Origin of the sequence: Haloterrigena salina JCM 13891 (genome assembly GCF_000337495.1) — an archaeon.
Lineage (GTDB): Archaea > Halobacteriota > Halobacteria > Halobacteriales > Natrialbaceae > Haloterrigena > Haloterrigena salina.
Map to the genome: position 1 here is coordinate 112,436 of NZ_AOIS01000010.1, position 13,101 is coordinate 125,536.

At 63.3% G+C, this 13,101-nt stretch carries 10 protein-coding genes and 1 tRNA gene; 9 read left to right on the top strand and 2 right to left on the bottom strand.

Annotation, left to right across the window (positions count from 1 at the left end; genetic code table 11):
- The first annotated feature begins 196 nt into the window (after nt 1-196).
- From C477_RS01690 to C477_RS24440, 9 genes are all read left to right on the top strand, one after another.
- A complete protein-coding gene (locus tag C477_RS01690) occupies nt 197-913 on the top strand; it encodes a class I SAM-dependent methyltransferase (protein ID WP_008892696.1) in 717 nt (238 codons plus the stop codon).
- Between the two features lie 304 nt (nt 914-1,217).
- Nucleotides 1,218-2,162 (top strand): beta propeller repeat protein, encoded by a 945-nt coding sequence (locus tag C477_RS01695; protein ID WP_008892697.1) that lies wholly within the window; start codon nt 1,218-1,220, stop codon nt 2,160-2,162.
- A gap of 293 nt (nt 2,163-2,455) precedes the next feature.
- Nucleotides 2,456-5,680 (top strand): tubulin-like doman-containing protein, encoded by a 3,225-nt coding sequence (locus C477_RS01700; RefSeq protein WP_049914119.1) that lies wholly within the window; start codon nt 2,456-2,458, stop codon nt 5,678-5,680.
- Nucleotides 5,677-7,134, top strand: coding sequence for a hypothetical protein (locus C477_RS01705; protein ID WP_008892699.1), 1,458 nt, complete (start codon nt 5,677-5,679; stop codon nt 7,132-7,134). Before C477_RS01700 ends, C477_RS01705 begins: the two co-directional genes overlap by 4 nt.
- A 5-nt stretch (nt 7,135-7,139) precedes the next feature.
- Entirely contained in the window at nt 7,140-9,368 is a 2,229-nt protein-coding gene (locus tag C477_RS01710) for a hypothetical protein (RefSeq protein ID WP_008892700.1), read from the top strand.
- Between the two features lie 133 nt (nt 9,369-9,501).
- Nucleotides 9,502-9,572, top strand: a tRNA-Gly gene (locus C477_RS01715).
- A gap of 232 nt (nt 9,573-9,804) precedes the next feature.
- Entirely contained in the window at nt 9,805-10,788 is a 984-nt protein-coding gene (locus tag C477_RS01720) for a radical SAM protein (protein WP_008892701.1), read from the top strand.
- A gap of 195 nt (nt 10,789-10,983) precedes the next feature.
- The gene (locus C477_RS24435; protein WP_008892702.1) at nt 10,984-11,136 is read left to right on the top strand and encodes a hypothetical protein; all 153 of its coding nucleotides are present in this window, start codon (nt 10,984-10,986) and stop codon (nt 11,134-11,136) included.
- A 114-nt stretch (nt 11,137-11,250) separates the two neighbouring features.
- Nucleotides 11,251-11,469 carry a hypothetical protein gene (locus tag C477_RS24440; protein WP_008892703.1) on the top strand — a complete coding sequence of 73 codons (219 nt, stop codon included), beginning with the start codon at nt 11,251-11,253 and terminating at the stop codon, nt 11,467-11,469.
- A gap of 112 nt (nt 11,470-11,581) precedes the next feature.
- On the opposite strand, the gene C477_RS01730 is transcribed toward C477_RS24440, so the two are convergent.
- Entirely contained in the window at nt 11,582-12,343 is a 762-nt protein-coding gene (locus tag C477_RS01730; protein WP_008892704.1) for a DICT sensory domain-containing protein, read from the bottom strand.
- Nucleotides 12,344-12,401: 58 nt separating this feature from the next.
- Nucleotides 12,402-12,767 carry a DUF7344 domain-containing protein gene (locus C477_RS01735; protein WP_008892705.1) on the bottom strand — a complete coding sequence of 122 codons (366 nt, stop codon included), beginning with the start codon at nt 12,765-12,767 and terminating at the stop codon, nt 12,402-12,404.
- Nucleotides 12,768-13,101: the final 334 nt, after the last annotated feature.

Here is a 13,101-nt window from a genome sequence, read left to right on the forward strand (position 1 = left end):
GAAGTGAGGAAGTGCGTGGTTCGAGAGAGCGTTGCTCTCTCGTCATCAAGCGAAACCTCCGGTCTTCCGAACGACAGCGAGTCCATCGACTGGTGCCAGCAGGGGCTTTCGTAGTGTTATCGGAGTCCCGTACGCAAGTACATCGAATCGCAGTCATTGCAAACAGTTTTTGCGCGCTCCCCGACGAACACCGACGATGGCCGAGGAGCAGGAGTCCGACCGCGAGGACGACGCCGACGCACAGCGACGGGCCGCCGTCCGCGACACCTACGACCGCATCGCCGACCACTTCGCGTCTACGCGAGAGTACGCCTGGCCCGAAGTGGAGACGTTCGTCGAGGACGTGGCCGACGACCTCGAGACCGACGGGAGCGAGTCCGCGGTCGGCCTCGACCTCGGTTGTGGCAACTGTCGGCACGCCGAACTGCTGGCCGACCACTGCGGGACCGTCGTCGGCCTCGACGCCAGTCGGGGCCTCCTCGCGACTGGGCGCGAACGCGCCCTCGAGTGCGGGTTTGAGGTCGCGCTCTGCCAGGGCGACGCCGGACGACTGCCGCTGGCCGACGACAGCGTCGACGTCGCGGTCTACGTCGCGACGCTGCATCACCTGCCGACCCGACGTGCTCGACGCGACAGCCTCGACGAACTCGCGCGAGTCCTCGCGCCGGGGGGCCGCGCCCTCGTCAGCGCGTGGTCGACCGCCCACGATCGCTTCGACGCCGACGAGGGATTCGACACCACGGTCGAGTGGACCCTCCCCGGCGGCGAGACCGTCGATCGGTTCTACCACATCTACGCCCCCGACGAGTTCGAGGCCGCCGTCGAGGCCAGCGCGCTCGAGGTCGTCGAGTGGGAACTCTCGAGCGGGAACTGTTACGCGACGGTGACCGCAGCAGGCGGCGAACCGCAGTAACCCGAACACAATCGGCCGAGAGCGGCCGGTTCGGTCGTCTATCGTCCGTTTATGACCGATGGATAAACTTTCTCCGGCGACGTTTCGACGGGACAACTAGTAGTTATCGTCGCCCGAAATGGATTTGAAAGAATTCCGAGATACCGTTAGAAACGCCGTCCTTCGACCATAATGCGGCAAATTTCTTCCCCTATTCTACTAATTTTCGCCCTGTCTTCAGAGTATGGATGTGTGAGGCGGCTCTTACTTCCGTAAATGGGCGACGGGTTTTATGGTACCCTCGTCCACCAGCGCCGAATGCGCTATGACGCAACTCACGCGACGCTCGACGCTGCAGTTCGCAGGCGCATCGCTTGTCGCAGCTACCGTCCCCGCAGCCGCATCCGCATCCGAAGACGGCTGGACGGCCGTCGAAACCCCGATCGATAGCACCCTTCACGACGTCACATACACGGCGACGAACGCTCACGCGGTCGCCGAGGGCGGCACCGTCCTCGAGCGGACCGCCGCCGGCTGGGAGGTCGTCTTGCAGGGCGGTCCGACCGGCAACGGGAACGATCTCTATGGCGTCGACGTCACCGACGGTGGCGAGCGGCTCTGGATCGTCGGCGCCAGCGGTGCGATTGGCGAATATGACGTCACCACCGGCAACCTCGTCGATCGCTCCGCGCCGAACGACTACACGGCCAACTTCAACGACATCGCCGTCACTGGCCCCGCAGGTGACGCGGACGTCTACGTCGCCGACGACTCCGGATCGATCCACTACAGCTTCCAGAACGGCGAGGAGGGCACCTGGGAGTACGTGGTTCCCGGCAGCGGCTCCGGTCTGAAGGCGATCGAGTTCTTCGACGACCGCGCGGGCCACGCCATCGACACCAACGGCCGCGTCTACGCTACCGACGACGGCGTCACGTGGAACCCGATCGGCATCGAGGACGCCGACTCCACGTTCTACGGCCTCGACAGCGACGCCGCCGACGACGTCACCGTCAGCGGCGGTAACGCCTCGATCTTCGAGTACGACGGCTCGCAGTGGGTTCCCGAGAGCCTCGGCGACGCCGACCTCTTCGACGTCGAGACCGGCGGCGACGAGGGGTACACCGTCGGCTCCGGCGGCGTCATCTTCGAACTCGACGGCGGCGAGTGGACGCTGAACCAGACGCCGGTCGGCGAGAACCTGACCGCCGTCGCCGACGGCCCCACCGCGATCGCCGTCGGCTCCGGCGGCACCGTCCTCGAGCGATAATACGGTCCGTTCGCCTCCGCTCCGCCGTTCCCAGCCCCAGTTCTGCTAGCGGCCCTCCTCACGCGCTCACGCCGTCCCGTCGGGAACTCGCTCGAACGACTGCGCTCGCCTCCTTGGTGTTGTATGATAACCACAATATAATCTCTCATTGGAAAGTTAATCCACGACTATTGTTAGTCATATTGTTCAATTTCGATAAAGGCCGAATTTGTCGGAATTAGGGCCTCTCGAGTACAATCTGCCACAGAATATAAGTAATGTGGACTGAATTTCAAGACGATAACGACTGTCATATGAATTTACCAGAACGAATATTCTCAGTCGGGGGTGCAGGAAAGCAGATCGCGTTGGAGCTACTCGAATCGGAGTGGGTCCTTCGCGAGATTCTGCAGCCACGACGGAATCCGCAGTCCGTGCGCGTAACAATCCTCGACACGGCCGAAGAAGAGGAGAACTCGGATCGAGAGCGAATCGCCGAGATTCGCGAACGGGTCGCGACGCTGAAATCGGAGCTTCGGGAGACCGGAACCGGTCGTCCCGGCGATGTCTCGATCGAGTACAAGATGATCACCCGGAACATCCAACTCAACGACCAGAACGATCTGATCGGTGAGACAGCGGTGCCGCGGATCGCGGCCGGGAACGGGATGGACGAAAACGACTGGTGGGTCGAGGAACAGCACATCAACGAGAACCTCGACTTCGCGACCGGCGTCGTCCGGAAACGAGGGCTCGGGAAGGCCATGTACTACAAGGCCTACGCGGAGGACGACGAACTGTCGACCTACATCGATCTCCCGGACAAGGGGAAGGTCGCCGTTCTCGCCGGACTCGGCGGCGGCACCGGTTCCGGGATCGTCATCGATCTGGCGCGCCACCTCCAGAAGAAACAGCGAACCGCAGAGATCACGCTGTTCGGCATTCTCCCGAACCACACCGAGGGGATCCGAGAGAACGCCAACGCCTTCGCCGCCCTCTCGGAACTCGAGTATCTCAACCTGATCGACGAACCCGCGTTCAAGGATCGCGTCCTCCTGCCGATCGATCCGACGGGCTTCGACGGCAAGGGCGGGAACAAGATCCAGAACGGGCAACTGTTACAGGAGTTCGACGAAGCGATCGTTTACTTGATTTCCGCCTACTACAACACCGTCGGCACCGAGGACCCGTTTGCAGACTCGCCGACGTACGCGCCGTTCACGATCGGGATCCCCCAGATCCTCCGGTACAACGTCGAAGCGATCAACGAAGGACGGACCGCCCTTCGCGAGATCCTCTCGGCCAAGGAGGAAGCCGTGCAGGCCGAACGAGACATCTACACGCAGATCGAACGGTTCCTCGACAACCACTACGACGGACCCAGCGGCGAGGGGCTCCGGGACCTCGACCGCGCGGACCTGAACGAGCGGTTCGACGAACTCCGTTCGCTGCTCGACTTCGAACTGTTCAACGAACTCGAGTACGAGTCGGTCTCGATCTTCTCGGAGATCATCTCGGACGCCGAAAAGGAGAGCGAGGATATCTCCGAGCGGATCGACATCATCTCGGGGTCGCTCCGCGCCGTCGATACCGCCGGCCAGCAGGCCGGGCGGTTCGTCGACAACATCGACGAGAACCTCGCCGAAGCGCTCGAAGCGGACCTGAAGGCGATCGTCCAGCGACACCGACTGCTCGTCCAGAAACAGTCGATCGACGACAGCCGCGTCAGAGACGCCGTCGAGTACCTCATCAACAACGACGACGGCAGCGGTAACCCCGGCGTGAAACTCAACCGCCTCGAGACGCAGCTCTCCGATATCTCCGACCAGCGAGCGCGACTCGAGGACGAACTCGAGGAGACCGTCGAGGAACTCGAGCGACTCGAAGCGGAGCAGGCCGAGGAGATCGACCGGAAGGTCCGCGACTGGGAACGCGACGTGACCCAGACGCTCGAGCAGTACCAGGCGGTCGACGTCGAGGCCATCCGCAGCGACCTCTCGGCGCTGACGCGCGAACTCGAGCAGTTCGTCGCGGAGACCGTCAACGCTCGAAACGACACCGACGTCGACCAGGTTTCGACCCAGGAGATCACCCAGCAACTCGACGGTATCGAGACCGAACTCGACCGCGTCGGGATCGACTTCCACGAACAGCGCAGCGACATCGAAACGTCGATAGCGGCCCTCAAGGAGACGCGGAAGGCGGCCTTAACGATGAACACCGAGGCGGGAACCATCGAAAAGCTCACGCCGTGGTCCGGAAAGACCGAGCAGGCGAAGGAGGAGGCCCACCGCAACTTCCGCGTCCAGAAGAACAAGCTCGACGAGCGAGGCGTGTTCAGCGTCGGTCCGCCGGGTTCGTCGTTCAGCGCGGAGGTCGAGTACGACGACGGCGCGCTCCTCGACGAACTGCAGGCGCGAACGCGCGAACTCGAGGACGAAATCGTCGACGAACTCGCCCACCGGCTCGAGTCGTTCGGCGCGGACCGCCGTCGCGAGATCGAATCGGAACTCGATCACGGCGCCGACTTCGGTCGCCTCCGGGAGATTGCTCGCGAGGCGTTCAAAGCCGAAATCAGCGGCACCGACGACGTCCGAGAACGCAAGGCGGACCTCGAGGACGAGCTCGAGGACCTCGAGCAGGGGTACGAGACCTACGAGGCGACGGTCGACCTCTTCGAGGAACTCAACCAGCGCCGCGAGGCGTACGCGAACCGCCTCTCCGAGTTCAACCGGAAGCGCAACGAGTACGACGCGGAAACGTCGACCCGCTCGGTCGCGACCGAGCGCGACGAGTCGGTGTACGTCAAGAACATCAAGCCCAACGACGTCTTCCGGGCGACCGGCGACGAGGGGATCGGCGACAGCGACCTGTTCAACAGCCGCGAGGAGAACCAGCGGGTCCACAGCTCCCTCGAGGATCTCGTCGAGAACGTCTTCAACGAACAGTACTCCGGGATCAAGAAGCGGAGCTTCAGCAAGGGCCGACAGCGGTACAACGATATCAAGGTCCGCGTCGGCGTGTTGAGTCAGGCGGTCCATCAGATCGATCCGGACGCCCTCGACTTCGAGAACCAGTTCAACAGTGCGTTCGATCTCGGTGCGAGCGGCAACCGCGTCGAGAACCCGTACACGACCTGGCAGCACGATATCGGCGACAGCTGGGACATCGGCGTGAGCGCGTTCATCGACGGCATCTTCCTCGACAACCTGCGGAAGATGGTTCAGGCCGACGGCTACCGCTCCGGCTACGAGAAGCGCTGGTCCGAACTGGGTGACGACATCCTCATCCACCACAACCACGGGCTCGAGGAGGGCTACTACGTCCGACGGAACGAGATGCTCAACATGGAGAGCGACGACGACGTCGGCTTCTATCTCCAGGACGAACCCGACATCGTTCAGGGGCTGTTAGACGAGTACGTCGACGTCGTGTCCGTGGCTGGTGAGGAGGACGGCGACGACGGCACCGATACCGATACCGACGAACGGTCGACTGCAGACGATCAGACTTACGAGTTCAGCGGTGGAGTGCAATGATCACGACCGCCGTCACCACACTCAACCGACACCGGGAGAAGGTCTCGCTGGTCGGCTACTTCGTCGTCATGCTCGGGCTGACGCTCCCGCTGGCGACGATGCTGGGGTCGGCCTACGAGGATGGCAAGCTCACGCGGTCGCTGCTCGATCTCCACCTCCTCGTCGACGCGATCGATCTCGAGGGGGTGAGCGTCTTCCTCCTGGGAATCTTCATCGGGTTACTGATCCTGTTAACGATCGATCCGAAGAAGCGCTGGCAGGGGTATCTGCTCTGGATCGGCCTGGTTATTTCGTTGCTCGGCCTGTGGACGATCGGACTGTTCATTCCGAACATCGAATTCACATCGACGACGAACCTCGGCTGGCTCGCGGTCGGAGTCCTGCTCGGACTCGTTCTCGGCGGGGGTCGGAAGTTGCTTCGGACCCAGACCGCACAGGCCCTCGAATTCCGCAGCGCTGCGAAGGGGATCTATCTGATAGTCGCCCTGCTCATCGTCAGCGCGTTGATCGAAACGCACCTCGTGTATCCGACGATCTTCGAAATCACGGCCGACGGCGTCTCGATCGTCTCTTCCGAGACGTCGGGCGTCTCGGTCGAGACCGACGGGCTCGCCCGGAACGCGGTGCTGAGCGGGATCTTTATCATCACGGTCAGACGGTTCATCCAGTACGACTCCGAAGAGGACTTCTTCGTTCTCGGTCCGCGCGGCTCCGGGAAGAGCCTCTTCCTCATCGGCGCGTACCTCGAGGCTCTGAACCGCGGCCGGAACGACGAAGCGACCAAGCAGACGCCGCTGCAGCCGAGCCAGGAACTCATGAAGATGGTCGAGAACCTCGACCAGCGGTCCGAGGGCTGGCTCATCGAGGCGACGGGTCGCGGCGAGATCAAGGACCTCGCGTTCCAGTACGTTCACGGCTCGACGTTCCCGAAGAACGTGAAGGTCTCGAGCATCGACTACGCGGGCGAGTACCTGAGCCGACTCCCCGACGCGCTGTCCGGCGCCGTCACCGAGGACGACGCCGACAACACGCTGTTACGGCTCTCGGACGGCGTCGAAGACGCGGACACGCTGATCCTGCTGGTCGACCTCGAGCGGTACGCCAACGGCGAGTCGCTCGACATCTCGGAGTACTTCAGCATTCTCCAGGCGGCCGACGACAAGGGCATCTTCGTCGTGGCGACGAAGGCCGACGTCTTCATCGAGGACTTCCAGAAGGAACAGGGGATCGAACCCCACCTCGCGTTCGACGAGTTCAAGGACTTCGTCAATCAGCGGCTCCGCCAGAGCGAACAGATCGATAGCCTCATTCGTCAGACCGCCGGCGCCGAGATTCACCCCGTCTACTATCAGACGACGGAGAACGAGAACGGCGATCGCGTTCCGATGCGCGACGAGACCGGCTCGGTCATGACGATCGGATTCGACCGCCTGCTCAACGAACTCGGACGGTGAAACACATGTCAGAACTAACGATATACGATTCACACGGAAACCCCTACGGAGACGGCGGGAGAGGGCGTTCGAACGACCGGATCGAGGAGTTCTTCTTCGGCGGCGTCAAGCTGTACCTCGATGCCGGCTCCCGGACGGAACTGATCGTCTTCTTCCGCGCTCGAGAATCGAACGTCGGTCGCGCCGAACAGTTCTACGCCGTGTACACCACGCGAAACACGCGCAACCTGTTCGAGAACTTCACGTCGGAGCTCCGCCAGCGGGTCGAGACCGAGTACGGAATGTCGATCGAGACGTCGTCCGACGACGTCAGGGTGTACGAGTCGCTCGGCGGCCGGAACGACTCCGTCCCCGGCTCGGAGTTCGACCACTCCGTCGTCTCGAACCTGCTGCAGTCGGGGAAACGGCTGCGGTTCGGCGTGTCGTCCGCGAGCGGTGCACTGGCCCTCTGCTCGAAGTACCTTCAGGGGTCGGCAAACCGGGTCGCGATCGCGGACAACACGTCGATCGACGCCCTCGAGAGCTGCGATCTGGCGGTCGAAGTCGGAACCCATCGGGGCCTCGAGGCGCTGGGTGAGACGAGCCGCCTGATGGATGAGCAGCGCCGGAGCATGGAGGGCCAGTTGATCAACGAGAAGGTCACGACGATCAAACAGGAGGTCGACGACCTCCGGACGAAGACCAGTAAGAGCGACGAGCAGATCCGAAACCGGCTCAAACGACAGCTATCGATCTTCGAGACGCCACCGCCGCCGTCCAGTACCGGCGGTCGGTTCGACGCGTTGCCGAATCTGAGCCGTCCCCAGAAGCTCGCCGGGGGCGTGATCGTTCTCGTAGTTCTGATCGCGCTCGTTTCGGTCGCGACCGCAGGACTACTGGGAGAACCCACCGCGCTCGCGGATGCGCTCGGCTTTAGCGACGACGCGAACGAATCGGAGACCGCTCTCGAGAACGTCACTGTGGAGGGGATCGAGATAGCGAACTTCGACGAGCAACAGAACATCACACTCTCCGGAGGTGAATTGAACGTCGCCGGCGAGACGGATCGGGACGCGGTACGGATTACGTTCTCTCCCGACGGAGATAGCGGAGATGTGAACACCACGTCCGACGTCGGAGACGACAATTCGTTCGACGAGACGCTCTCCGGACTCGAGCCCGGCAGCGGCAAACTGCTCGTCGAAGTAGAGACGGACGACGGCGAGTTCGAGTCGGAGATCGACAAATCGGTGACGCTCGAATCCGAGAGCGAGACGGACGCTCCGACTCTCGAGACCGAGTCGGTCAGCGACGAGTCGTTCGACGACCTCGAAGAGGCTGAAAACGCAGCAGTGGCGCTATCGGACGGCGAACTGACCGTCAGCGGAACGACGAATCAGGAGACCGTCACGGTCTGGTTCGAGCCCGAGAATGGCGATACCCAAAGCAACGGCCCAGTTGCTGTCGAGAACGGCTCGTTCGCCGTCACGCTGACCGACCTCGAGTCCGGCAGCGGCGTCCTCCGCGTCGAGGCAGGGTCGGACGACGGCGAGTTCGAGTCGGAACTCAACGAATCGGTGACAGTCGAACTCGAGCCCGAACCGACTCTCGAGACCGATTCGGTCGGCGACGAGTCGTTCGAAGAGCTCCAAGCGGCTGAAAACGCGACGGTGACGCTGTCGGGCGGCGAGTTGACGATTGAGGGGACGACGAATCAGGAGACCATCGAGGTCTCGTTCGAGTCCGAGACTGGGGACGACCACACTCCCGACCCGATCGACGTCGAAGACGGCTCGTTCGACGTGACGCTGTCCGATCTCGAACCCGGCAGCGGCGAACTCCACGTCAAAGCGGGGTCGGACGACGGCGAGTTCGAGTCGGCAATCGACGAGTCGGTAACGGTCGAACTCGAGCCCGAACCGACCCTCGAGAACGTTACGGTCGGCGACAAGCAGTTAGACGAACTCGAGGAGAACGAGTCCGAGGACCAGAACGTCACGATCTCGGACGGCGAGTTGACCATCGAGGGATCGACGAATCAGGAGACCGTCGAGGTCTCGTTCGAACCCGGGACTGGGGACGACCCAACCATCAACTCGACCGATGTCGATGACGGCTCGTTCACCGTCACGCTCTCCGGACTCGAGTCCGGCAGCGGCGAACTCCTCGTCAAGACCGGACTCGACGACGAAACTGACGAAGCCGAAGTGGAACGTCGCGCGGCGATTCGGCTCGAGTCGAACGGCTCGAACTGATCGATTACCGACGGCGGCTATTTTTTCACGCAGGATTAGATGAGGTCAGAAGAGTCGGTTCGTGTCTGTCCCACTCACGCCGACGCGAAGAAAAAGGAAGAGTCATAAATCCCGGGCGAAAACAGAGGACTGCGCGCGGATGGTCTAGTGGTAGGACCTGAGCCTTCCAAGCTCATGGCCCGGGTTCAAATCCCGGTCCGCGCATTTCTACTGCAACAACTTCGCGAGCAGCAGAGATCGTATCGGGAGCGCCGACTCAAAATATCCACGCCAATGTTAACTAATATCGAACGCTCGGATTGGTTCCCACGGCGTGACTACCCACCATCGTACCGTACCCGGACGACCGTTCACCGGAACCGTACCAGTTCGAAAATTCGAATGAGTATTCCGTCGGGTGTCAAGGTCTTTGGTAACGTGTATCAAACGGCGGCGTATGAGTACTGATGCCCCGGCAACGACGCCTAACTACCGCGACCTCCCGGACGAGGAGTTCGAGGACCGCATCACCGACCTGTGGGAGCGGTACGCCGACTGCGATCTCTGTGCCTACGAGTGTGCCGTCGATCGGACCACCGGTCAGGAGGGAACCTGCCGGGTCGACGACACCGCGTACGTCTCGACGCACTTCCCTCATTTCGGCGAGGAGGACTGTCTGAAGGGCCGCAACGGGAGCGGAACGATCTTCCTTGCGAACTGTAACATGAAGTGCGTCTTCTGCCAGAACTTCGAAACCAGCCACGAGGCCGAGGGCAATCCCGCGACATCCGAGGAAATCGCCGAGATGGCCCTCGAGCTCGAGTCCCGCGGCTGTCACAACATCAATTTCGTCTCGCCGACCCACCACTCACCGCATCTGGTCGAAGCCGTCAAGATCGCGAAAGAGCGGGGGCTGGACCTGCCGATCGTCTGGAACTGCGGCGGCTACGAGCGCGCAGAGATACTCGAGCGACTCGAGGGGATCGTCGACATCTACATGCCCGACGTGAAGTGGTCGGACGACGCGGCCGCGGCGAAATACTCGAAGGCGCCGAACTACTGGGAAAACGTCACCGAGTCGCTACGGGAGATGCACCGACAGGTCGGCGATCTGGAACTCGACGACACCGGCCTCGCGACGGGCGGGCTGCTCGTTCGTCACCTCGTGATGCCCAACCACGTCGAAAACGCCGAGCGCGTGCTGGAGTTCATCGCCGCGGAGGTCTCCCCGGAGACGTTCGTCGATATCATGGCCCAGTACCGCCCTCACTACAAGGCCGACGGGGAGGAGTTCTACGAGGAGATCGGCCGGTCGATCACCGGAGACGAGTACGAGGCCGTGATCGACCACGCCCGCGACGTCGGTCTCGAGCGGCTCTACCTCGACCGATCGATGCTCGAGAACCGGCCCGGCCTCCTCGATCGCCTGGCTCGACGCTGACTGCTCGCAAGCGACTCGGTGACGTCGACGACGCCCTCGAGAATCAGGCGTCTCCGGCGACGACCGGAGAACTGGTCGACGCCTACAGCGACCGCGAGGTCGAGACGCAGTGGTGGATTCGACGGGGCTGAGGCCGTCTGCGTCCTTGCGAATACTCGCACTGACTCGACCCGCTTTCCGATCGACCCGTCGCCCATGAGCGAGTCCGCGACCAGATATTCGGCGGGCGACGAGGTAGCGACGCCCGACGGCCGCGGCGTCGTGGCGGCCGTCCTGACCGACGACATCGAGTTCCCGCAGGGCGGCGGCGAGGACGACTACGCGGCTGTCGAGGCCGGCGACGACTGACCGGCGTACGTCGTCGGCCTCGAGCGGGTCGGCTCCGCGGTCTACCGCGCCTCGAACCTCGAGCAAAGCGACCTCGAGGCCGACGGCGCCACTGAATCGACCGATGGCGACGCGGTGACCGACGTCGTCGACGAGGACGTCAACGGATTGGACTATCTGCCGGAAGGAAAGGATCGGGACAGCGTCCTCGAGTACTGGTCGTCGATCGGCGGCTCCGAGGATGAGTGCGCCCAAGATCTGACCGACAAGTTCGACGCGGAGCGAGCGAAACAGCTCTGCTCGGCGATGAAAGACGAAATCCTGCGGACCCGGCGGTGGCGAACTAGATTCTAGTGCACTTCGTGCTCTGTTCTCCTCCTCCTCTCGTTCCCTCGTCGTCCCCCTGTCGCCCCTCGTTGTCGCTCTATCGTCCCACCTCGGGCCATCCACCGACGGACTCGACCCCTCAGTCCACGCTGTCCCGGAGCGCGTCTTCTAGCTCCGCGACGAGGGTTGCGTCGTCGGTCCAGTACCCTTCGAACGTTCCGTCCGCTCGTTCCCGAGCGATCAGGCCCCCGGTCCGGAGTTCGTCGCCGCCGCCGTCGAAAGCGAGCACCCAGAACGTCCCGATCTCCGGGCCGGCGTCGGCGTGGATCGTCACGCCGGGGATCGCCGGCCGATCCCACTCGTCGGCGACGTAGGCGTGGACGTCCAGCGTCGACTCGCCGGCGAGGCGAACGTACACCGGTGCCATCGCCTCGAGGGCGGCCGCTCGCTGGAAGCTGACCCGCAGGGTGCCGCTGCCGACGCGCCAGGCGCGGGTCTCGATCTCGCGGCTGATCGCGAGCAGCTGTCGCCGATCGAGCGCCTGCCAGACCGTCGCCTCGAAGACCTCGATCACGCGGCGATAAGCGCCGTCGTCCGTCTCGGCCCAGGGGGCGACGATCGGCGGCTCGAGAAACTCCCGAGCGGCCTCGAGTCCGATCGCGGCGACGAACTCGCCGTCTTCGGCGCTCGCGGGTTCATCGCTCCTTTTCTCGGCGCCTTCGCGGACGACGAGAAACCCCTCTTCGGTCGCGGCTGCAGCCGGCAGCGAGCGGTAGTCGACGGTGTCGACTCCCGTCTCCGTCTCGATCCGGTCGGCGATCGCGGGGCGAGGCTGGGGTGCGTAGACGGTGACCGTTCGCGCGGGCGCCTCGAGTCGGTCGAAGTAGTCGGAGAGCGTCATCGGTGATGGTCGAGCGGCAGCGTCGTGCGTCCCCGCGCCTCGATTCCGAGTCGCCCCCTCACGGACCGGCCTCCGCCGCGCAGGCTCGCGCCGCCAGCTCCCGGATCGGCTCGGGACAGGACGCGAGGGAGACCCGACCGGTTTCCTCGTCGTGGGTCACGATGTCGGCGTCGACCAGCTTCGGGATGTGGACCTGCCGCAGCCGCAGATACCGCTGGTTCCGACACCGAGGCTCGATGACCCGACTGTCGTCCGCGTGGCTCCAGGCGGTGACCACGTCGGCGAGCTCCGACAGCGACGCCGTCTCGTGCTCGAGCAGAAAGTAGAGGACGAGTCGGCGATCCCGCTCGCGAAGCGCCAGAAAGGCGTCGTCGAGCAGATCCGGACTCGCGGTCGGCTCGGCCGGCGACTGTTCGGGATCCATGCTCGTGAATGCTACTCGGGATTGCCATGTTATCTCTTTCCCCTGTTTGTATCGGTGATATCTGACACACTCAATTCGGGTGTGATGAACGCGGACTCGGGCGACGAAGAGCCGAACGCTGCACCGTCAATCGTTGCCTCGAGTCGTCGGCTGCGATAGAAGAAGAGGATTAATCGCCGAGGCGACGGTCGATCGAGACCCCGCGCAGGTCGACGGCTGCGGTGAAGACGAGTCCGAGGACGGTCCCGAACACGAGGTGTCTCAGGAGGCTCTCGATGTCGACTATCGGGAACTCGCCGGCGCCGCCGACGAGCCAGCCGATGCTGCCGCTCAG

Bases quoted from the DNA above. Each gene is read 5' to 3' on its own strand.
- C477_RS01690 (WP_008892696.1), top strand. From the start codon at position 197: ATGGCCGAGGAGCAGGAGTCCGACCGCGAGGACGACGCCGACGCACAG.
- C477_RS01695 (WP_008892697.1), top strand. From the start codon at position 1,218: ATGACGCAACTCACGCGACGCTCGACGCTGCAGTTCGCAGGCGCATCG.
- C477_RS01700 (WP_049914119.1), top strand. From the start codon at position 2,456: ATGAATTTACCAGAACGAATATTCTCAGTCGGGGGTGCAGGAAAGCAG.
- C477_RS01705 (WP_008892699.1), top strand. From the start codon at position 5,677: ATGATCACGACCGCCGTCACCACACTCAACCGACACCGGGAGAAGGTC.
- C477_RS01710 (WP_008892700.1), top strand. From the start codon at position 7,140: ATGTCAGAACTAACGATATACGATTCACACGGAAACCCCTACGGAGAC.
- C477_RS01720 (WP_008892701.1), top strand. From the start codon at position 9,805: ATGAGTACTGATGCCCCGGCAACGACGCCTAACTACCGCGACCTCCCG.
- C477_RS24435 (WP_008892702.1), top strand. From the start codon at position 10,984: ATGAGCGAGTCCGCGACCAGATATTCGGCGGGCGACGAGGTAGCGACG.
- C477_RS01730 (WP_008892704.1), bottom strand. From the start codon at position 12,343: ATGACGCTCTCCGACTACTTCGACCGACTCGAGGCGCCCGCGCGAACG.
- C477_RS01735 (WP_008892705.1), bottom strand. From the start codon at position 12,767: ATGGATCCCGAACAGTCGCCGGCCGAGCCGACCGCGAGTCCGGATCTG.